Below are 21,544 nucleotides of genomic sequence, written 5' to 3'. Positions count from 1 at the left end.
GGTGCGGCAGTGCGGGTGTGGCGATTGCTACGGCGCGGGCGAGTCGAGCATGGCCGCGCGCAGCATCTTCTCGGGCACGCCGAGACCGTCGATGAGGGTCAAGGCGCTGGGGCGCAGGCGATCCACCAGCTCATTGACTCCGCGCCGGACGTTCTTGGCGCGTTCCACCGACATGAACCGGTGCATGATGTACCACGCCTGGTTCTCCTCGAGCGAGGTGTAAACGAAGAGGTCGCAGACGGTTTCGGCGAGTTCGCGCGCCTCATCGTCCTCGATGCCCGCGATACCTTCGATGAACGCCTCCAGCACCAGCCGGTCGATATGCGCGGTACCCGCCGCCAGAATGTGGTCCTGGGCATTGTTGAACGCCTCGAACGGCCCGGTTTCCTTGGCGCGGGCGCGAAGTCGATGCCCGGCGGTGCGGACCAGGTAGTCCTCGCGGTCGGCGAAGAGTTGCAATTGCACCGCGCGGCGGGACAGATCGCCGTCGTCGACGCTCTCCCCGGTGCGGTCGCGCAGCCGCTGGATGAGCTGGCGCACGCCCGAGCGCTCACGCACCTCATCGCGGGCGATGGTGGCGGCGAACTTGACCCAGCCCAGGGCGTCCAGATCGCGGACCTCATCGGAGTAGGCGGTGAGCAGATCCTTCGCGACCAGCTGGGTCAGCACCAGATTGTCGCCCTCGAAGGTGGTGAACACATCGCTGTCGGCCTTGAGGGTGACGAGCCGGTTCTCGGTGAGATAGCCCGCGCCGCCGCAGGCTTCGCGGCATTCCTGAATGGTGCGGGTGGCGTGCCGGGTCTGGGCGACCTTGAATCCGGCGGCGCGCTTCTCGAGTGCGCGCTGGGCGCCGGGTGCCAGATCCTGACCGGTCTGCACCAGATGCATGCGGCGCACCAGATCGTTCTGCGCGAATTGCAGTGCGTAGGCGCGGGCGACCAGCGGCAATAGCCGGCGCTGATGGCTGCGGTAGTCCATCAGCACGGTCTCCTCGCCGGTATCGGGATCGGCGAATTGGCGGCGCTGTTCGGCGTAGTGTACCGCGATGCTCAGCGCCACGCGGGCCGCCGCCGCGGCCGCGCCGCCGACGCTGACCCGGCCCCGCACGAGGGTGCCGAGGGTGGTGAAGAAGCGACGGCTGGGGTTGACGATCTCGGAACTGTAGGTACCGTCGGGTGCGACGTCGGCATAGCGATTGAGCAGATTCTCACGCGGAATTCGCACGTGGTCGAACAGGATTCGGCCGTTGTCGACGCCGGGCAGACCGCCTTTGAGACCGTCGTCGGAGGTGGTGACGCCGGGCAGATCAACGCCCGCGTCATCGCGGATCGGCACCAGGAAGCAGTGCACGCCCCTGGTCTCACCGCCGGTCACCAGCTGCGCGAAAACCGCTGCCATGCGGGCGTGTTCGGCGGCGCCGCCGATGTAGTCCTTGCGCGAGGAGGGAGTTGGGCTGTGTACGACGAATTCCTGGGTCGCGGGATCGTAGGTGGCCGTGGTCTCCAGATTGGCCACATCGCTGCCGTGACCGGTTTCGGTCATGGCGAAACAGCCGAGCAGTTCCAGGGGCAGCAGTTTCTCGATGTACTGCTGATGCCGTTCGGTGCCGAGGTTGTCGACCGCGCCGCCGAAAAGTCCCCACTGCACACCGCATTTCACCCACAGCGACAGATCGGTGTAGGCGAGCATCTCGAGCGCGGTCACGGCCGCGCCCGGATCGCTGGCGCCACCGGAAATGCGGCCGAAGCCGAGTTCGGCCCATCCGAAGGAGGACACCAGATGCATTTGTTCCAGCACCCGCGCTCGCGCGGATTTGTAATCGAGGTAGGGATCGCCGTAAAGGCGGTCGTCGTCGAGGTGTTCCCGGGCCTTCTCCCGCACATGTCGCCACGAACCATCGAGGGCCGCGCGTAGATGTTCCGCTATCTGATCGCCACCGTTCGCCATAGTTCAAAACACTACTTGCATAGACCTGGTCGACCCGGTGATCTATCGCACCCGTGTACTTTTCTCCTGTGAGCAATGATCTGGCTACCGAACCTCGCGGGGCCGTAGCGGGCCTGCGCGGGCGGTGGCGACTACTGCTGACCAGCGTCGTCGATCGCGCGGTGGCCGACCGCAATGCGATGGCGGACGCGGTTGTCGAGGCGCCCGCGCCGCTGCAGCCGATCGATCTGACCGATGACGCGACGGTCACCCAGGTTTTGGATCTCGCGGAGCGGGTAGGAGAAGTGGTCCTCTCCGCCGGAACGGCCGTCACCGACACCACCGATCAAATCGAATTCATCGCCTCGACCTACGGCCTCTCCAATTGCGATATCGATGTCACCTATAACTCGATTCGTATTTCGGCCGATCGCGGGCCGACCATGCCGCCCGCGAGCACCATGCGCGTTGTGCATTACCGGTCGCTGGATTTCACGCGATTGGCGGCGGTGGATCGGCTCACCCGGCGTATTCGCCGCGAGTTGGTGCCGCCGGAGGAAGCGCTCGAGGCACTGGACGCCATCACCTCCGCGCCGCATCCGTACAACCGGTGGATCTCCACCTTCGGGTGGGCGTTCATGGCGGCCGGGGTGGCCCTGCTCCTGAACGGCGGACTGCTGATCGCGGCGATCAGTTTCGCGACCACCTGGCTGATCGACCGCACCAATCGCCGATTGAACCGGCGCGGTCTGCCCTTCTTCTTCCAGCACATGGTCGGCGGTGCGATAGCGGCCTCGCCCGCGGTCCTGGTGTCCACCTTCGCGAGTCATCTCAAACTGGATCCCGCGCTGATCATCGCGGCCGGAATCGCCGTGCTGCTGGCCGGTTTACAGCTCGTCGGCTCGGTCGAGGACGCGATCACCGGCGCGCCCATCACCGCCTCGGCCCGCATGCTCGAGGTGGTCATGATGACCGGCGGCATCATCGCGGGCATCGTGCTGACCCTGCGCGTCGCCGAACTCATGGAGTTCACCGTCCCGACCGTCGATATGTCCCCCGGCCGCGACCTGACCAACCTCCCGGTCAAACTCTTCGCCGGTGCGATCACCTCGCTGGCCTTCGCCCTGGCCTGCTACGCCGAACGCCGCGCCCTCGCGGCAGCCGCCTTCAGCGGCGCGGCCGCGACCGTGGTCTACCTCCTGGTCCAGCACGCGGGCTTCGGCCCCGTCATCTCCTCCGGCGTGGCGGCCGTCGTCGTGGGTCTCGCCGGTGGCCTCCTGGCCCGCCGCGCCCTCACCCCACCCCTGGTCGTCACCCTTGCGGGTATCACTCCCCTGCTCCCCGGCCTCCGCGTCTACCGCGGCCTCTACGCCCTCCTCAACAACGAACAACTCATCGGCCTCAACCAACTCTTCAGCGCCTTCGCGGTCGGCTGCGCCCTCGCGGCCGGCGTAACCCTCGGCGAATGGTTCGCCCGAGACCTCCGCCGCCCCCGAATCATCACCCGCCTCAACACAATCCGCCGCCCCCGTTTGAACAAGGCCGGACTGGGCGCTGTGCCGCGGGGCGATAACCCCTCGGGCCGATAGGATCGGAGCAGGTAGTCGTCGCCCGGGCGAGGAGTTGATGGTGTCGGAACTGCTGGATTGGGCTCGCAAGGAGAATCTGCAGCCCGCACCTATCACGGTGGAAATATGGAAGAAGATGCCCGAAGACTTCTGCCGCCTGGTGGAGGTTGTCAACGGCGAGGCCGTGCGGGCCGAGTCACCGTCCCGACCGCATCAGAAAGCCGGCCGACGAATCGCTGATCTTCTGGAGACCGCCGCGGAAGCGCACATCAGCCGATACAACGACGGCTGCCTCGACGTCGACACCGACTTCGATGTGCTCCTGTGGGAGCTGCCCCGGGTGACCATTCGACGACCGGATGTCGCGCTGTTCGAATGTGCTCCACCGGATCTGCGACCGTTACCCGCTTCGAAGGTGAAACTCGTGGTCGAGATCGTGTCGCCCGGCACCGAGCGAATCGATATGGCGGACAAGATGGCGGAGTACGCCCTCGCCGGAATTCCCTGGTACTGGATCGTTCACATTGCCGACAACGACGTCGTCGCGATCGAAACCTATGTGCTGGACCACGTATCGAGCCAGTACCGCCGTCACCTCGAACTCGAGCACACGAACGGTGTCACCGACATCGAGTTGCCGATCGCGATCAAACTGGACTGGACCCGCCTCTCCGGCCTCGCCCGATAACCCCTCTGCCAGCTAGGGATTCGTAGCGGGCAAGTTACCAATCGTAGTGGGATGTGACTGCGGGCTGTCCGGTGTAGCCGGGGCCCGAGGTGTCGTCGGCACCCAGGTAGGTGGCGGGGAAGGTTAGTGCACGCGGCCCCTGGGCGGTGAGGCGGTGGTGGCGGCGGTCGTAGTCCAGGCCCGCTTCGCGTAAGTGCGCCAGCACCTTTCGGGCGGCCGAGGAACCGTCGGGGTTTCGGATGGAGTGTGGGTCGAAGTGTGCGGTGAGGCGACCGGTGGGGGTGAGCCAGCTCGCCATGGCGGACAGGAGTGCTAGTTTGTCGCCGATGTAGTGCAGGCCGTGCACGCAGGTGACCAGGTCGGCTGGGTGATCGGGGTGCCAGTCATGGGCGCTGGCGGTGATCAGGCGCAGGCGGTCGGTATGCGGGCGGGTCTGGAAGTAGTCGATCAGGTCGATGCCCAGGAGGGCGATATCGGCGTTGGGCAGGTCGCGGGTGAAGCGCTGTTCGGCCTCGAGGAGTGCGCGGCCCGATCCGCAGCACAGGTCGATCCAGGTGACGGTCGTATCCGGCTGGGCGCGAACGGTTTCGGACAGCAGGTGGAACGGGTCGAAGCCGAGGTCTCGTTCGTAGCTGTTGACGCCCGCCAGGCCGCGAGTGCGATTCATCGAATTGTTGGCGACCACCGAGGATCGTTCCAGTGCTGGGTCGTCGAGTAGCTCGGACACCGGATCAGGTAAACACACATTGCCGGGCGGGGGTGAATAACAGGTGGTGGGAGCGGGTAATGCGTTGCGGGGCAGGTTAACAGCGGGTGGGGTGGGTGCCGGGGACGATCTTGCTTGTTACCGTGACGTATGAACCTGTTCGCGCGATGGGGTGATCTGGCCTGCCGCTTGCGGTTTGCTGTCATCGGGATTGTGGCAGCGGCGCTGCTTGCTTTGGGAGGTTACGGGCAAGGGCTCGATGATCATCTGAGTTCGGGGGGCATGTTCGATTCGGGGTCGGAGTCGACCGAGGCTGCGGTGTTGGCGGGGTCGGCGTTCGAGCAGAATCACGATGTCGACGTGGTGCTGCTGTTCACCGCGCCGGAGGGCAAGACCGTCGATGATCCGGACTTCAAGCAGGTGGTCGTCGATCATCTGAGAAGCTTGCCGATAGATCATCCGGATCAGATCACGAGTATCCGGGGCAGTTACTGGCCGACCGAAACCGGCGGTGTCACACCGGCTCTGGCGACCAAGGATCACACGCGGGCGCTGGCAGCGATCGCTTTGCGTGGCACCAACGATACCGAGCTGCTGCAAAGCTATCGAGCGGTCAAGAACGACTTCGGTATTCCGGGTTATGACGTCCAGGTAGGCGGATTGCAACCGGTGGCGGTGACGCTGAGCGATACGGTGGCCGACGATATCCACCGCATGGAGCTGCTGGCGATTCCGCTGGTCGGACTGCTGCTGTTCTTCATCTTCGGCGGTGTGGTAGCGGCGGCACTGCCGCTGGCCATCGGACTGCTCACCATTTTCGGCGCGTTCGGCGTGGTGCGGTTCATCACCAACTTCACCGAGGTGAATACCTTTGTTTCCCCGGTGGTTTCGATGATCGGGCTGGGGCTGGCGATCGATTACGGGTTGTTCATCGTGAGCCGGTTCCGGGAGGAGCTCGCCGCCGGGTACGACACCCGTTCGGCGGTGCGGCGTTCGGTGATGACGGCCGGGCGCACGGTGGTGTTCTCCGCGACCATGATTGTGGCGAGTCTCGGTGGGCTGCTGCTGTTTCCGCAGGGCTTCCTGAAATCCATCGCGTACGGCGCGATCGCGACGGTGAGCATCGCGGCACTGACCGCGCTCACGGTATTGCCCGCGCTGCTGGCGATTCTGGGTCCGCGCGTGGACGCTTTCGGGCTGGAGCGGTTCCGACGCACCAAGTCCAAAGTCACACGGGAGAGCGGATTCTGGACGCGCACCACCCGCTGGGTCGTGAAGCATCCGCGCGTGGTCGCCGCACCACTGCTCATCGGCCTGTTCCTATTGATCCTGCCGATGCGCAATCTGGTCTTCGGCGGTTTCAGCGAAAAGTATCTGCCGCCGGACAATCCGACCCGTGTGGCGCAGGAGCAGATCGACCACTACTTCCCGGTACGCAAATCCGATCCGATCGAGCTGGTGTTCGACTCGGCCAATTCGGCTGCGGTGGGCCCGGTCTGGGATCTGGCGAATAAGGCCCCGGGCCTGGTGGCGCCGTTCGACATTCCCACCCGCTCGGCCTCGCATCCGGATATCTTTCGCACCAAGGCTCCGGTCGCCGATATCAACGACGCCGGGCAGACCATCGAATATCTGCGGCATATGGAACTCCCGGACGGGATGCGGGTGCTCGTCGGAGGCGTACCCGCACTACAGAAGGACAGTATCGACGCCCTGCTGGCGCGCATGCCCTGGATGATCGCCCTGGTCCTGCTGACCACCACCCTGCTCATGTTCCTGACCTTCGGCTCCCTGGTGTTGCCGATCAAGGCCGCGCTCATGAGCGGCCTCGGCCTCGGCTCCACGCTGGGCATCGTGACGTGGATCTTCGTGGACGGCCACGGCGCGAGCCTGCTGAACTTCACCCCGCAACCCGGCCAGGCCAACATGCTGGTCCTGATCATCGCCATCGTCTACGGCCTGTCCACCGACTACGAGGTATTCCTGGTCTCCCGCATGGTCGAAGCGCGTTCACGCGGCGCGACCACCGAGGAATCGATCGTCAAGGGCACCGCCCAAACCGGCGGCATCATCACCGCCGCCGCCCTGATCCTGCTGGTGGTCACCGGCGCGTTCGCGTTCTCGGATCTGGTTCTCATGCAGTACATCGCGTACGGCATGATCGCGGCCCTGTTCATCGACGCAACGGTGCTGCGCATGTTCCTGGTCCCGGCCACCATGAAACTGTTGGGCGACAGCGTCTGGTGGGCCCCGAAGTGGATGCAGCGCCTGCAACGCAAAGTCGGTCTCGGCGAACCGGTGCTGGAGGACGATCCGCGCCTGATCACCGCCCCGGATCTGGCGGCCGCCCGGCACTGAGGATGCGGCATCGCGCGAGCGGACCCGGGCGGCTATAGGGTTGGGCATCGTGTCGAATCTCCGCCTACTGGCCGCGCTCTGCGGTGCCCTCACCCTCATTCCAGGTACAGCCGCCGCCGAGACCGGACAACCGACCGACGCGCCGATTCGGTTGCTGGGTCAGCAGATCGTGCCGTTTGGTCTGACCTTCGACGGCACCACAGTCGGCGGCCTGTCCGGAATCGACTATCGCGCGGCGACCGGTGAGTACGTCCTGATCAGCGATGACCGCTCGGATGTGAATCCGGCCCGGTTCTACACCGCACGATTCGATGTGGGCGCGACCGGAATCGGTCCGGTGACATTCACCGGGACGCGGCCCCTGCTGACCGCCTCCGGTTCGCCCTACACTCCCAAATCGGTTGATCCCGAGGAGATTCGGGTCGATCCGTGGTCCCGGGACTACTGGTGGACGCAGGAGGGCGAGCGCGTCGACGCGACCCTGCAGGATCCGTCGGTGCGGGTGGCACGCCCGGACGGCGCTTTCGTGGCGGATATGCCGATTCCGGAGAACGAGCGCATGCGGCCCGATTCCGGCCCGCAGCGCAATCTGGCCCTGGAGGGCGCGAGCTTCGCCGCTGCCGGTTCCCTGTTCGTGACGGCGATGGAAGGCCCACTGGTACAGGATGATCCGGCCGCCCGGCAGACCCGCATCACCGTGGGGACGCGGTTCGGCCAGATCCTGGCGCAGTACGCCTATCAGCTGGAACCACCCTTCGCCGAATCCCGGCCGGAGCCGGGCCAGAGCATGAACGGGGTGGCCTCGATCCTGGCCGCAGATCCGGTCGACCCGGCGAAATTCCTGGTGCTGGAACGCTCTTTCGCGAACGGGGTCGGCAATAAGATTCGCGTCTACGAGGCGGATCTGGGCGGGGCCACCAATGTGCTGAACGCTCCGCTCACCGGTGCGCGCCCGGCGTCCAAACGCCTGCTGGTGGACCTGGACGAGGTGGGCCTGTCCGCGGTCGACAATATCGAGGGTATGACCTGGGGCCCGCGCCTGCCCTCGGGCGAGCGCACGCTGATTCTGGTGAGCGACAACAACTTCAGCGATAAGCAGCTCACCCAGCTGATCGCCCTGGCAGTGCGCTGACCTCAGCCCACCACGCCGATGCTGCGGCCGATATCGGCGAGCGTGGCGTCGAACAGCACGTCCGGATGGGTGATGGGGATCGGGTAGTTACCGAAGACCTCGAGGGTGACGTGGCCGTACAGGCGCGCCCAGAACTGGATCATCACGTAGCTGACCCCGAGGTCGAGTTTCTCGGCGGGGAACTTCTGGCCGGAACCGGCCAGGACGCCGAGCAGTTCGGTCTGGAAGGCGACGAGGTCATCGCGAAGGTCATCGGGGATGAATTCCAAAGGCGGTGTGACCACGTCGAATTCGGTGAGCAGGCGGCCGGCGGCCTCCAGGAAGAGGCGGCCGACGGGTTCGCCGAACTGCTGCATGGTGCTGCCGGATTCGGCAGCGCTGGGTGAGGCGAAGACCAGGGTGAATTCGCGGGAGTGGTCCAGCGCCCACTGCCGGAAGCCGCGGCAGACCGCGAAGAAGCGCAGGCCCGCGTCATCGGGCAGCCCGTCCGTCGCGGCCGAGAGCGCCTGCGCGAGATCGTTGCAGACATCGGTGCGGATCTCCGCGACCAGTTGGTCGCGGGATTCGTAGTACCGGTAGAGCGCGGGCGCGGTGATACCCAGCTCGCGCGCGATGGCGCGCAGCGTGATCGCGTCCGGTCCTTGCTCCACCAGCAGTGACCGCGCGACGCGGCGAATATCTGCGTCACTTACCGCAGGCACTCGTCCGCGTCGGCGTGGTTCACTCATGCTCACTCCATATCAAATGATCGGGGCACGACCGATCATTCGTACTTGACCTGCCAGCTCTTGATGCCGTTGAGCCAGCCCGAACGCAGCCGGACCGGGTCCGAGACCTGGCTCAGGTTCGGCATCACATCGGCGATGGCGTTGAACATGAGGTCGATCTCCAGGCGGGCGAGGTTGGCTCCCACACAGAAGTGGGTGCCGGTGCCGCCGAAGCCTACATGCGGATTCGGGTTCCGGAGGACGTTGAACTCGAACGGCTTGTCGAAGACCTCTTCATCGAAGTTGGCGGCCGAGTAGAACATTCCGACGCGCTGACCCTGCTTCATCTCCACACCCGAGAGCACGGTGTCCTGCAGCAGCGTGCGCTGGAAGGCGATGACCGGGGTGGCCCAGCGGACGATCTCGTCGGGAGCGGTGCGCGGACGCTGCTCGCGGTAGATCTCCCACTGCTCCGGATTGTCGACGAACGCCTTCATACCGTGCGTGATGGCATTGCGGGTGGTCTCGTTGCCGGCGACGGCCAGCAGGATGACGAACCAGGCGAATTCGTCCGAGGCCAGCGCCTCACCGTCGACGTCGGCATTGAGCAGCGTGGACATGATGTCGGCGTGACCGTCGAGGTCGACCGGGCATTTGCGCTTCTCTTCGGCCAGATTCCACGAGTAGCCCATGACCTCGGCGGTGGCGACCTTGTGGTCACCCTCGAAGTCGGGATCGTCGTAGGAGATCATCTGGTTGGTCCAGTCGAAGATCCGCCCGCGATCCTCCTGCGGAATTCCGATGAGCTCGGCGATGGCCTGCAGCGGCAGCTCACAGGCGACCTGGGTGACGAAGTCGCCGGAGCCGGTCTTCTTGGCCTCGTGCACGATTCGCTCGGCGCGGTCGCGCAGCGCGTTGCGCAGCGATTCCACCGCGCGCGGGGTGAAGCCCTTGGACACGATGCGGCGCAGCTTGGTGTGCCGGGGCGGATCCTGGTTCAGCAGCAGATAGCGCTGGACCTCGATCTCCTCCCGCATGATGTCGTCGTAGAAGCGGATGACCGCGGTGTTCTCCTCGGAGGAGTACACCTCCGGAGTCTTCGAGATCTCCTTGATGTCATCCATTTTGGTGACGGCCCAGTAGCCGTCGTCTTTGAATCCACTGCCCGCCTGGGGAACCCAGGCGATGGGCGTGGTGCGGCGGAGTTCGGCGAACTCCTCGACGGGAAGACGCTTGGCGAGCAGGTCGGGATCGGTGAAGTCGAACCCGGTGGGGATGGACGGCGCGGACACGGGTACCTCCTTTGGAACACGTTCCGGAGCAGTGAACCACACCACACCCCCGTTTGTGAACACCTATTAGTAAATAGGTTTCACTTGATTTCCGAGCACCCCGTCGTGCCGGGCGAAATCCGTTGGGTGTCAACCTATCCGGTTCCCGTAATGCTGGCCGTGCGGCGAGCGAAACCAGTAGTATCAGCTCGGGCGTCCGATCGGGGGGATTGCCACGAGGCTCAAGTGCCGCACGATGGAGCTCCAGCATGGCCTTCCAGCTCGACGGGGAACAAACGCTCGACCGCAATACCACGCACCGCATTACGCCGCGACCTTCGGGCAAACGGCACTGGCAGGCCGAATACGGCCGACGGCTGCGCATTACCGACACCCTGGTGGTCTGCGGGTCGATCGCCCTGGCCCAGCTCATCCGCTTCGGCGGACTCAACTACGATTCCCCGCTGGACTGGGCGGGTGACGCGCGCATCGGCTATTCGGTCATCTCGGTGCTGCTGGCCCTGACCTGGGTGGTATTCCTGGCGGTTGGCAATGCCTGGTCGACCACCGTCATCGGTACCGGCCCGGACGAATACCGCCGCATCATCGCGGCCACCATGCGCCTGTTCGGGCTGATAGCGATCGTCTCGCTACTGCTGCGGATGGATTTCGCGCGCGGCTATCTGGGCATCGCACTACCGGTCGGTTTGCTCGGCCTGATCCTGAATCGCATGCTCTGGCGCAAGTACGCGGCCCGCCGCCGTCGCGCCGGGCAGTACCTCACCTCGGTTCTCGTTGTGGGCCGCCCGGATTCGGCCCGCGAGATCATGCGCTGTTTCGAACGCGATGCGGCCGTTGGCTATTCGGTCACCGGCGTGTACATCCCGTACGCCGCCGATGAGACGGTGGAGGCGGCCGACAATGCCGATCTGCCGATTCTGACCGAGGCCTCGGTGCTGGACGCGGCCGAAGCGGTCGCCGCCGATACCGTGGCCATCGCCGCCATCGAGGAGCTCGGCACCCACGGCATCAACGACCTGGTCTGGAAGCTGTCCCCGCTGGGCATCGATCTGGTGGTGACCCCGGGCGTGGTGGATGTGGCCGATCAGCGACTCTCGATTCGCCCGGTCGCGAATCTGCCACTGCTGCATATCGAGAAGCCGCAGTACGACCGCGCCAAATCCTTCGGCAAGGCGGTCTTCGATTTCGTCTTCGCCACGCTCGCGCTGCTGGCGGTGTCACCGGTCATGATCGCCATCGCGCTGATGGTCAAGTTCACCAGTCCGGGTCCGGTCTTCTACAGATCCGAGCGGATCGGCTTGAACGGCGAGCCGTTCCGCATGATCAAATTCCGCAGCATGTGCGAGGACGCCGATAAGGAACTGCACAATCTCCAGGCCGAGAACGAGGGCGCGGGACTGCTGTTCAAGATGCGCGAGGATCCCCGCGTCACCCCGATCGGGCGCGTGCTGCGCCGCCTGAGCCTGGATGAGTTGCCGCAGTTCATCAATGTGATCCGCGGTGAGATGAGCGTGGTCGGCCCGCGCCCGCCCATGCGCAGTGAGGTCGAGCGCTATGACGGTAAGGTCCGCCGCCGCCTGCTGGTGAAACCGGGCGTGACCGGGCTCTGGCAGGTCTCGGGCCGCTCGGACCTGTCCTGGGAGGAGGCCGTGCGCCTGGACCTGTCCTATGTCGAGAACTGGTCCATGGTGCAGGATCTCATGATCATCAAGCGCACCATCTTCGCGGTGGCGCGCAGCGACGGCGCGTACTAACCGACCAGCCGCCGCTGGAGTTCGCGATGCCAGACCTCGAGTGAGAGCAGCGTCCAGATGCGCGGCTGTTCATCTCTTCCGCCCGTGGTGTGCGCCTCCAGCAGGCCGCGCACCGCGGTGCGGTCGAAATGCTCGCCGACGAACGATGACGGCCCGTCCAGCAGGTCGAAGGCCATTTCGCGCAGATGGCCGCGGAACCATTCGTCCAGCGGCACCTTGAACCCGACCTTGGGCCGGTCGACCAGATCCACCGGAAGGTGTTTGCGCGCCAGCTCTTTCACGATCCATTTGGAGCTGCCGCCGCGCACCTTGACGCCGCTCGGCAATCGGAAGGCCAGTTCGGCGACCCGGTGATCCAGGAAGGGCGGGCGCAGTTCGAGCGAGGCGGCCATGGACATGCGGTCGCCGCGTTCGAGCAGATTGTCCGCGAGCCAGGTGTGCACATCGGCGTGCAGCATGCGGCGCAGCGGATCTCCGCGTCCGGCCAGATAGGGATCCAGGACACTGCGCTGGGCGGGTCCGCCCAGCAACCGGTTTCGCTCACGAGTGGTGAAGGGTGCGAACCAGCCGCGCATGCGCTCGGCGTACGTCGGCTCCGAAAGTGCCCGCAGCGCAACGGTCAAACGCGCCCGGCTGGCCGGGAGCCGCTGTTCCAGTAACCGCAGCGGGCCGCCCGGAATCATCCCGGCGAGCCGGGTGGCCCGCGCGAACTGATATTTCGGGTAGCCGCCGAACAATTCATCGCTGCCCTCCCCGGACAGCACTACCTTCACGTGTTCCCGGGCCAATTGCGCCAGCCGGTACACCGCGACATCGGCGGGTTCGGACAGCGGTGAGTCCCGGTGCCAGCTCAGCCGCGCCCATTCGTCCTGGAAGTGGCTCGCGGTGATGGTGGTTTCGTGGTGGTCGCTGCCGACGATGAGCGCCGCCTTACGCGCCCAATGGGTTTCGTCGACTCGGGAGTCGCCGAATCCGGCGGAGAAGGTGTGCAGTCCCGCTCCCCCGCGCTCCCGCGCCACCAGGGCGCAGATGAGACTGCTGTCGACGCCGCCCGAAAGGTACGCGCCCACCGGCACATCCGCGGTCAGGGCATCGCGCACCGACTCCCGCAGCGCCTGATCGAGCAGGTCGACGGCCGCGGCCGGGCTGACGTCGAGTTCCTCGGACGGATCCGGCAGCTTCCAGTACGCCTCGATCCGGATGGTCCCGTCGGCGCGCACCACCAGGTGATGGCCCTGCGGAACTTTGCGCACCCCTTCGATGAAGGTGTACGGCGCGGGCACCGATCGATGCGCCAGGAAGTCGTGCAGGCTGACGGTGTCCACCCGCGGTGCTTCGATGAGCGGGTAGAGCGCCTTGATCTCCGAGGCGAAGGCGAAGACGGTATCGGTGGCGTAGTAGTACAGCGGCAGGATGCCGAGCCGATCGCGGAACAGATGCGTCTCACCGGTCGCGGAATCGTGGATGGCATAGGCGAATTGGCCGCGCAGGCGACTCACCCCGGCGGCTCCGTACCGCTCGTAGATGGCCAGCAGCACCTCGGTGTCACCGCGCGTGGTGAACGGGTAGTCCAGGTCCCGGCGCAGTTCGCGATAGTTGAGGATCTCGCCGTTGAAGGTGAGGTGGGTGGTGCCGGTGACACCGGTCATGGGTTGCGCGGAGGCGGACAGATCGATGATCGATAGCCGGGTATGCGCGAAACCGACCGGCCCGTCACACCAGAGGCCGTGATCATCGGGTCCGCGGTGGTGCAGCGCCGCACTCATATCGGTGAGCAATTCCTTGCTGACCGGTCCCCCGTCGAATCGGCGCACACCGACTATTCCGCACATCGATTCCCCCTTTGCCCGCACCCGTCACGCACATCGTGACCGAGCCTGTGTCGCCAGCCTAGTCGCGCCGAAGCCGAGGGGGTGGATCTACGAATCCTCTTGGAGGCGTTATGGTTTCGCAACATTCGCAGCCGACTCCGACGGCGCGGCGGTGCGCACGCGGAAGTCGTGGATGATTTTCGCCGGTACTCCGGCAACATGTACATCGGCGGGAACGTCCTTGATGACAACAGCGCCTGGGCGCACCTCTACACGGTCCCCGACCGTGACGCCGATTATCACCGCATTCGGACCTATGAATACGTCGTCGCCGATGACAGGGTAACTTCCCGGCGCACCGCTGGCCAGCGATACACCCTGATGAATCCGGCACCGTGCGCCGACCCGGGCTTCCGGGTTGACCACCAGTGTTCCGGCGTGCGCGATCGAGAGCCCGGGCCCGAACACATTGCGCGGCACGGTGAATCCGAGTCGTTCACCGAGCAGTTTGGTGCGCAGCGCATACCAGGCGAACACCACGCGGCCGATCGGATCGGTGCGGACGTTGTACCAGTACTCGGATTTGCGCAGCAGCCGCTGGAAGTACAGCGGCCGATAGGTGAGCCGATGATGCGGTCGCCAGCGGGTGAGCTGATGTCCGGCCAAATCCGCTGCGAGATAACGCCGTAGGCTCTCCTTGGAATCGATCACGGACAGATCCTCCCGTACAACTCGCCGGGTCCACAACCGATTCTCGCGGTATCGTCCAGTGCGTTGTCGACACAGCGGGGCGCGGCGGACGCCCGGTCGGAAGGGGCGATCGTGAGCCGGCTGACCTGGTATGTCCATCGACTGCGCGCCATGGACGCGCAGGAAATGCTGTGGCGCGCGGGCAGATTGCGCCAGCGCCTGGCCGCCAGGCCGGTGAGCTGGGACGCCACCGCCGACGCACTGTTCGGGCGCACCCGGCCGGAGTGGGACGCACTGCTGCGCGACCTGCGCGCCAATGCCGGGCGGCCCGTACTGCTCGATCAGGCCCGGGCCGCCCGTATCGCCGATGAGCAGCCCGAGGCGGCCGCGGCGGTGATCGCGGCGGCCGAACGGGTGCTGACCGGCAAGTTGGCGTTCTTCGGGTATCCGCCCGCCGGGCTGGGGCCGATCATCGACTGGAATCGGGATCCGCTCTCGGAAACGCGCTGGCCCAGTGTGAGTTCCGAGCGCATCGACCACCGCACCGCCGACGGCGATCCGAAATGGATCTGGGAGCTGAACCGGCTCCAGCATCTGCCGCTGCTGGCGCAGGCGTGGCTGTTCACCGGTGAGGAACGCTTCGCCGACGCGGTGTTCGAGCATCTGGACAGCTGGATCGAACAGCAGCCGCCGGGTGCGGGTATCGCCTGGCGCGGGGCGTTCGAATGCGGAATCCGCGCGATATCGGTGGGTTTCGCGCTCCAGGGCGTGCGCGACGCACCGGGTCTGACGCCCGAGCGCTACGGCGCGTATCTCACCATGCTCGGTGAGAGCGCGCGGCGCTGCTGGGTGGAGCGTTCGCTGTACAGCTCGGCCAATAACCATCTGATCGGTGAGCTGACCGGACTCGCGGTGGTGGCCATCCTGTTTCCGGAACTGCCCGCCGCCGCGACCTGGCAGCGCGATGCGCTGGCCCTGCTGACCGAGCACGCCGATCGGCAGCTGCTCCCCGATGGCGCGGGCGCGGAGCAGGCCATCGCCTATCAACTGTTCACGGTGGAACTGCTGGCGCTGGTGTACACGCTGCTGGCGCTGAAATACGAACCGCCGCAACGGCTCGGTGCGGCCATCGCCCGCAGCTCGCGCTTCCTGGCGCTGCTGGTTGGCGATAGCGATCCGCAGCCGCGGTACGGCGATGACGACGGCGGTTTCGCGCTGCGGCTGGGGCCCGAGCACTATCGCACGGTGCGGGACCATCTCGGCATCGCCGATGCGGTCGTGCCCGAGCCCGCGGCGACCCGGGCGGGCACCCCCACGATCGCCGCCGCCTGGTTCCGCGATGCGCTCGGCTCGGCCGCCGTGGCCGCGCCGGAACCGGCCGCCGACGGTTACGCACCCGACGGCGGGCTGGTCGTGCTGCGGTCGGGCCGTCGCCGCGTGCTGATGGATATCGGTGCGCTTGGCTATCTTTCGATCGCCGCGCACGGTCATGCCGACGCCCTGTCGGTGACGGTGGCGCTGGACGGCGCGGACGTCATCGGCGATCCCGGGACCGCCAGCTACTACGGGCATCCGGCCCGGCGCACGGTGCATCGGGGTACGCGCGCACATGCGACGGTCACCGTCGACGATCTGGATCAGTCCGTGATGGGCGGGCCGTTCATGTGGAGCGAGCACGCCCGGGTGCGGGTCCGCGCGGTGGATCTCGTGCGCGGCGTGGTGGATGCCGAGCACGACGGCTACCGGCGGCTGGAGGAGCCGATCACACATCGCCGCTGGCTGCTCGCGCCGCCGGGGGCGCGCGAGGTGGTCGTGGTGGATCTGCTGTCCGGCACCGGAATTCACTCCGCGCGGGTGTCGTGGCCCCTGCATCCCGCGCTCACCGCCGCACCCGCCGAGTACGGTCATCTGCTGTCGCGGGGCGGTGAGCCGGTGCTGACGCTGGCCTATGCCGCGATCGTGCCGGTGGGTACCGAACAGGTACACGGGGATGAGGGCACCGATCTGGGCTGGTGGTCCGAACTGCTCGAATCGCGCGAGCCGTCCTGGCTCATCGGCGCGCACTGTACGGGGCTGACGCCGCTCGCGATCATCACGGTGCTCACCCTCGATCCGGAGCCGAGCCGGGGACTGCGGATCACCCACGCGGGCACCGAGATCCGGGCGCACTGGGAGAGCGGCGAAACGGCACGCGAGCTGGTGATCGATACCGGGCGGGACGGTGCGGCCGAGCTCAGCACCCGGGATCGATGAACGCCCGGACGTAGCCCGCACTCTGGTACGCGTACGACCAGGCCCAGTACCACGGTGAGATATCCACCGGGCTGGGCTCCATGATCAGCGCGCCGGTGAAGCACTGCTCCAGGATGTATCGCGCCCGGGACAGATGCGGGCGCATGGTGACGACGATGACGGTATGCCAGCCGCGCGCGTTCGCCAGGGTGCGCAACTGCCGCCCCTCACCGAGGGTGGTGGGCGGATCGGGCGCGAAGCAGAGCAGGGTGAAGCCCTGCTGCGGGGTGTGACAGGGTTCGCGCACCTCGTCGATATCGGTGTCCTCCCCATAGGGATTGGAGAACAGCACGGTCGAGGCGTAACCCTGGCGAGCCAGGTCCAGGCCGTAGGCGTAGCGGTCGACGCCCTCGCCGCCGAGCACCAGGATGGCATCGGCATGGCGCAGCGCATCGACCTGGGGGCGCACGTAGACGGGGTAGCCCGCGCCGATGAGGGCCGCGATCAGCGCGAGCACCGCGGCGGCCGCGTACAGCCGCCGGCGGGTGCGCCGCTCCCGCACCCGCTCGGTCATCCGCGCCGCGCGGCCGACCATAGCGGCCGCAGGGTCGAGGGTGAGATCGCCTGGAGTACGAGAACGAATACGCCGAGGAAGCCGAGCGTTTCCAGCACGATCAGGGCGAGCCCGGGGGCCACCCCGCGCGCACCCGCGTGCACCGCGTGATGTTCGAGCAGCCCGGTCGCGACCGCGGCGATCACCCCGGCGAGCAGGGCGGGTACGAGGCAGCGCAGGAGTTCGCCACGGGACACCCCGACCACCTTACCCGCCAAGATCAGACCGGTGAGTCCGGTGGCCAGTGCCGAAATCGACAGTGCCACACCGACTCCGGTCAATCCGTGCGGTACCAGCAGCAGTATCAGGGGTATGGCCGACACCGCTCCGACGCCGGTCATCCAGTTGATCAGCTGCGGTCGCCCCGCGCCCTTCAGCGCCTCGGCGCACACCGACATGAGCGCATAGCCCACCCCCACCCCGCACATGGCCTCGACCAACTGCCCCGCACCGCGCCACTGCGCACCGAGCAACAGCGTCACCGCAGGCTCACCGAGCGCGGCGAGCAGCGCGGATGCCGGAATCACCGCCAGCCACATCCAGCCGAGCGCGGTGAGGAAGCCGCGCCGGAAGCGCTCCCGCTCCCCTGCGATCCGCGCGAAGGCCGGAAACAAGACGTACGAACAGATTTGGATGATGGCCATCACCGGCAGGAACGCCAGTCGCCGCCCATTGCGATAGTTGCCCAGCGCCGAGGTGTGCAGCCGATGCCCGACCAGCACCACCTCACCCGCCTCGATGGCCCGTTCCACCACGCTCTCCAGCAGCAGCGGAAACGCGAAAACCGCCAGCTCCCGCCACAATCCGACCCGGAAGCGCCCGCGCCCGGGCCGCCAGCCCGACAGCCACCACGCGGCGATCACCGATACCGCGACCGAGACGTAGTACCCGGTGACCAGCGCCCAGACCCCGAATCCGGCCGCTGCCAACCCGATCGCGACGATCGCGAAGGTGGCGGCATTGAGCGGATCGACGATCACCCGCCGCTTGAACTGGAAATCGCGCTGCATCAGCGCATCCGGCACCGCCAGCAGCGAGGTGAGCAGCACGGTCCCGGAGGAGATCGCGGCCACGTGGCCAACCTGCGAGTTCCCGAATACGTGTGAGAGCACCGGGGCGGTGGCCAGTAGCAGTCCCGCCAGCACCGCACCGGAGACGAGCGTCGCCCAGAACACGGTCTCCGCCGCGTCCGCCACCTGATCCCGGCGCTGAATCAGCGCATGGCTCAGCGAACTGTGCGAGAACACCACCACGAACCCGGTCAGCACGGTTCCCGCGGTGAAGACGCCGACTTCGCTGGGTGACAACAGATGTGCGAGCACCAGTGTCTGCACCAGCGCGATCACCTGCACCGAGGCGACCCCGGCCGCCGAAAGCGCGGCACCGCGCTTCAGGATGGCGAGCAGCCCGCCCGCCCCGGGCTGTTCGCCCACGTCCTCGGCGGTCACCGTTTGACGGCGGTGACGACCCGGCCTGCCGTATGCGCGACGCGCTCGGTGATGCGCTGTTTGAGCGGGTGGATCCGGCGCAGGACGCCGGGAATCGTATTGACGGACACGATGATCGCCGCCGCGCGGACCGTGCGGCGCTGGCCGAACGCTTCCCGCGCGGATGTTCGCGCGTCCCGATCCCGGCCCGCGAGCAGCGCCTGTTGCGCCCGGTGCAGGAAGACCCAGTAGCGGAAGGTGCGCAGCGTCTTGTCCAGTGCCGCCTTCTCCTTCGGATCGCTGGGTGCGGCCCAGGCGAAGGAGCGTTCCAGCTCGGCCATGAAGGATTCGACCTTGGCGGGATCGCGGGTCATGGAGTCCCCGCGCAGCCGGAAGCGCGCGAGGCGCTGCGGCAGTACGCGAATGTCGTACTTGCCGACCATGCGAATCCAGATGGCGACCGATTCGTGCAGTTCCTCACCGCCGCGGTCGTAACCGCCGACCGCTTCCCATGCCTCGCGGCGGATGGCGGCGGTGTAGTAGGGCACCAGCCCGCCGAGCAGATCGGTCAGGGTGAGCGGGCTGGCCGGATCCGGCTTCTGCTTCACATTGGTCGACCGGTAGTACCCGGTGGGCAGATCCGCGCCGGAATCGTCGAAACGGTAAGCGTCGCAACCGATGGCGTCGATATGCGGGTCGGCGTCGAAAGCCCGGGAAATGGTGTCGCAGAAGGCGGGCATGATCTGATCGTCGCTATCCAGCACCACAATGTACCGACCGGTCGCGATTTCAGACGCGGCCATCACACCGCCGTCATAACCCTTGTTCTCCTGTCGCACCAGCCGAATGCGCTCGTCATTCGAGCGCGATTCGACTATCGCGGCGATCTCATCGGACATCCCATTGTCGACGACGATCAGTTCCCAGTCCGAAAACGTCTGCGCCACCACCGAATCGATGGTGTCGCCCAGATAGTCCTCGGTCTTGTACGCCGTTGTCAGAAAGCTGAACGCGGGAACGGAAGTCCCCATGAAGTACCCCTTACCGCTACCACCCGATGCCCAGATATCCCGGCTGCTGCCGCCGCTGTGCGGCCCCCGGCAACCGCACCAGATCGATGACGGTGTGCTCGGGGCCGAGCCCGTCGATGGCGGAGACCACCTCGGGGTCGGCGCTGCCCGCGATGAATATCTCCCCGTGTGCGAGAACCGTTGCAATGTCATCGGTGAGCAGTTCGCCGATATGCGGCAGCCGTTCCTCGATGAAGGCGCGGTTCGCGCCCATCAGCCGGGACAGCGCCACATTGGCATCGTAGATGCGCACGTCATAGCCCTTACCGAGGAGCCGTTCGGCGAACTCCACCATGGGGCTCTCGCGCAGATCGTCGGTGCCGGATTTGAACGAGAGCCCGAAGATGCCGACCCGGCGGCGGCCCAGCCCTATCACCAGGTCCACCGCGCGCCGCAGCTGGGACTCGTTGGAGGCCAGCACATTCGACAGCACCGGCAGTTCCAGATCGTGCTGGCGCGCGGTATGGGTGAGCGCCCGGACGTCCTTGGGCAGGCAGGAGCCGCCGAAGGCGAACCCGGGCCGCAGATAGGCGGGGCTGATATTGAGTTTGGTGTCGGCCAGGAAGATATCCATCACCGCGTGCGAGTCGAGGCCGAGTTCGGCGCAGAGCGCACCGATCTCATTGCCGAAGGTGACCTTGAGCGCGTGGAAACTGTTGTCCACGTATTTCGTCATCTCGGCGACCGGAATGGGCACCCGGAAGCGCGGTCCGGGCAGATCGTCGTACAGGCTCATCATTTCCGCACCGGTGCGCTCATCGGTCTCGCCGACAACGGTTTTGGGCGGATTCTCGAAATCGCGCACACTGCTGCCCTCGCGCAGGAATTCCGGGTTCACGCACACCCCGAAATCCACCCCGGCCTTTTTGCCGGATGCCTGCTCCAATATCGGAATGAGCTTTCCGGCACAGGTGCCGGGCACCATGGTGCTGCGATAGGCCACCACGTGCCAGGCGTCCTTGACCGCCAGCGCCTCACCGATCTCCCGGCTCACCCGCTCCAGGTAGTCGGTGGACAGCGCACCGCCCGGCGCGGACGGCGTGCCCACGCAGACGATCGAGATATCGCTCGCCACAACGGCTTCGGCGACCTTCTCGGTGACCGTCAGCCGCCCGGAGGCGACCACCTCGGCGATCACCTCACCGATCCGCTCCTCCACCACGGGGGTGCGCCCCTGCCGGATGAAGTCGGTCTTCTGCGGGTTCACATCCACCCCGATGACCGCGTTACCGCGCGCCGCCAGGCAGGCCGCGGACACACACCCGACGTAGCCGAGCCCGAATACACTCACCCCCAGTGCGCTCCCCCTGCGCGGTTCCTGTTCGTTTGCCATCAGCCGGTCGTGCTCGTCCATCTGTACCCCATCAGGGATCGTCGCTACCGCTATTTAGCTTTATACCAATGTATTCCGTGATTCGTTCGAGTTAGGATCGTGCGGTGGAACGCGCGGCGGGTCCCCGTGTACGTCGCGGTCGGGGGTGAGGAAGTCGAGGCCGGTGAGCTCGCGGGGTCGGCTGGGGGGTTGCTGAGTAGATGAGATTGTCGAGCGCGGGCTTGAGCATGAAATATC

General features: G+C 66.3%; 16 protein-coding genes. 6 read left to right on the top strand and 10 right to left on the bottom strand.

The window, feature by feature from the left end; all coding sequences use genetic code 11:
* Positions 1 to 27 precede the first annotated feature (27 nt).
* Positions 28 to 1,947 carry an acyl-CoA dehydrogenase gene (locus tag ACFC0O_RS38970; RefSeq protein ID WP_375967114.1) on the bottom strand — a complete coding sequence of 640 codons (1,920 nt, stop codon included), beginning with the start codon at positions 1,945 to 1,947 and terminating at the stop codon, positions 28 to 30.
* A gap of 179 nt (positions 1,948 to 2,126) precedes the next feature.
* On the opposite strand from ACFC0O_RS38970, the gene ACFC0O_RS38965 reads away from it, so the two are divergent.
* Positions 2,127 to 3,515, top strand: a complete 1,389-nt coding sequence (locus tag ACFC0O_RS38965; protein ID WP_375967149.1) for a threonine/serine exporter ThrE family protein — start codon at positions 2,127 to 2,129, stop codon at positions 3,513 to 3,515.
* A 40-nt stretch (positions 3,516 to 3,555) separates the two neighbouring features.
* Entirely contained in the window at positions 3,556 to 4,182 is a 627-nt protein-coding gene (locus tag ACFC0O_RS38960; protein WP_375967113.1) for a Uma2 family endonuclease, read from the top strand.
* A 34-nt stretch (positions 4,183 to 4,216) separates the two neighbouring features.
* Here ACFC0O_RS38960 and ACFC0O_RS38955 read toward each other — a convergent pair whose 3' ends face one another.
* Complete coding sequence (locus ACFC0O_RS38955) at positions 4,217 to 4,909, bottom strand: class I SAM-dependent methyltransferase (RefSeq protein WP_375967111.1); 693 nt, start codon at positions 4,907 to 4,909, stop codon at positions 4,217 to 4,219.
* A 135-nt stretch (positions 4,910 to 5,044) separates the two neighbouring features.
* Between ACFC0O_RS38955 and ACFC0O_RS38950 the strand changes: the two genes are divergently transcribed.
* Both ACFC0O_RS38950 and ACFC0O_RS38945 read left to right on the top strand, forming a co-directional pair.
* Complete coding sequence (locus tag ACFC0O_RS38950) at positions 5,045 to 7,246, top strand: MMPL family transporter (RefSeq protein WP_375967147.1); 2,202 nt, start codon at positions 5,045 to 5,047, stop codon at positions 7,244 to 7,246.
* A 49-nt stretch (positions 7,247 to 7,295) separates the two neighbouring features.
* Positions 7,296 to 8,378 (top strand): esterase-like activity of phytase family protein, encoded by a 1,083-nt coding sequence (locus tag ACFC0O_RS38945; protein ID WP_375967110.1) that lies wholly within the window; start codon positions 7,296 to 7,298, stop codon positions 8,376 to 8,378.
* 2 nt (positions 8,379 to 8,380) lie between these two features.
* Here the strand turns inward: ACFC0O_RS38945 and ACFC0O_RS38940 are convergent, their stop codons facing one another.
* Both ACFC0O_RS38940 and ACFC0O_RS38935 read right to left on the bottom strand, forming a co-directional pair.
* The gene (locus ACFC0O_RS38940; protein ID WP_364633634.1) at positions 8,381 to 9,106 is read right to left on the bottom strand and encodes a TetR/AcrR family transcriptional regulator; all 726 of its coding nucleotides are present in this window, start codon (positions 9,104 to 9,106) and stop codon (positions 8,381 to 8,383) included.
* 35 nt (positions 9,107 to 9,141) lie between these two features.
* Entirely contained in the window at positions 9,142 to 10,377 is a 1,236-nt protein-coding gene (locus tag ACFC0O_RS38935; protein WP_375967108.1) for a cytochrome P450, read from the bottom strand.
* Positions 10,378 to 10,625: 248 nt separating this feature from the next.
* Here ACFC0O_RS38935 and ACFC0O_RS38930 point away from each other — a divergent pair, with 248 nt between their 5' ends.
* Complete coding sequence (locus ACFC0O_RS38930; protein ID WP_375967106.1) at positions 10,626 to 12,131, top strand: sugar transferase; 1,506 nt, start codon at positions 10,626 to 10,628, stop codon at positions 12,129 to 12,131.
* On the opposite strand, the gene asnB is transcribed toward ACFC0O_RS38930, so the two are convergent.
* Positions 12,128 to 13,963, bottom strand: a complete 1,836-nt coding sequence (gene asnB, locus ACFC0O_RS38925; protein WP_375967105.1) for an asparagine synthase (glutamine-hydrolyzing) — start codon at positions 13,961 to 13,963, stop codon at positions 12,128 to 12,130. The two genes, ACFC0O_RS38930 and asnB, sit on opposite strands and share 4 nt — an antisense overlap.
* A 108-nt stretch (positions 13,964 to 14,071) precedes the next feature.
* A complete protein-coding gene (locus ACFC0O_RS38920; RefSeq protein WP_375967103.1) occupies positions 14,072 to 14,653 on the bottom strand; it encodes a serine acetyltransferase in 582 nt (193 codons plus the stop codon).
* 111 nt (positions 14,654 to 14,764) lie between these two features.
* Here ACFC0O_RS38920 and ACFC0O_RS38915 point away from each other — a divergent pair, with 111 nt between their 5' ends.
* On the top strand, positions 14,765 to 16,885 hold the full coding sequence (locus tag ACFC0O_RS38915; RefSeq protein ID WP_375967102.1) for an alginate lyase family protein: 2,121 nt from the start codon (positions 14,765 to 14,767) through the stop codon (positions 16,883 to 16,885).
* On the opposite strand, the gene ACFC0O_RS38910 is transcribed toward ACFC0O_RS38915, so the two are convergent.
* Genes ACFC0O_RS38910 through ACFC0O_RS38895 form a run of 4 tightly spaced genes read right to left on the bottom strand, consistent with a single transcriptional unit; the run spans position 16,866 to position 21,265 of the window.
* A complete protein-coding gene (locus tag ACFC0O_RS38910) occupies positions 16,866 to 17,459 on the bottom strand; it encodes a YdcF family protein (protein WP_375967101.1) in 594 nt (197 codons plus the stop codon). The two genes, ACFC0O_RS38915 and ACFC0O_RS38910, sit on opposite strands and share 20 nt — an antisense overlap.
* Positions 17,435 to 18,925, bottom strand: a complete 1,491-nt coding sequence (locus ACFC0O_RS38905) for a lipopolysaccharide biosynthesis protein (RefSeq protein ID WP_375967100.1) — start codon at positions 18,923 to 18,925, stop codon at positions 17,435 to 17,437. Before ACFC0O_RS38905 ends, ACFC0O_RS38910 begins: the two co-directional genes overlap by 25 nt.
* Positions 18,922 to 19,935 carry a glycosyltransferase family 2 protein gene (locus ACFC0O_RS38900; RefSeq protein WP_375967098.1) on the bottom strand — a complete coding sequence of 338 codons (1,014 nt, stop codon included), beginning with the start codon at positions 19,933 to 19,935 and terminating at the stop codon, positions 18,922 to 18,924. The genes ACFC0O_RS38905 and ACFC0O_RS38900 overlap by 4 nt, the downstream gene beginning before the upstream one ends.
* A gap of 16 nt (positions 19,936 to 19,951) precedes the next feature.
* Positions 19,952 to 21,265 carry a nucleotide sugar dehydrogenase gene (locus tag ACFC0O_RS38895; RefSeq protein WP_375967096.1) on the bottom strand — a complete coding sequence of 438 codons (1,314 nt, stop codon included), beginning with the start codon at positions 21,263 to 21,265 and terminating at the stop codon, positions 19,952 to 19,954.
* Positions 21,266 to 21,544 lie beyond the last annotated feature (279 nt).

Source organism: Nocardia sp. NPDC056100 (assembly GCF_042266325.1).
In the GTDB taxonomy this organism is placed as follows: domain Bacteria; phylum Actinomycetota; class Actinomycetes; order Mycobacteriales; family Mycobacteriaceae; genus Nocardia.
Note: the sequence above shows the minus strand (reverse complement) of the source record. Positions and strands in the feature narration are given on the sequence as shown.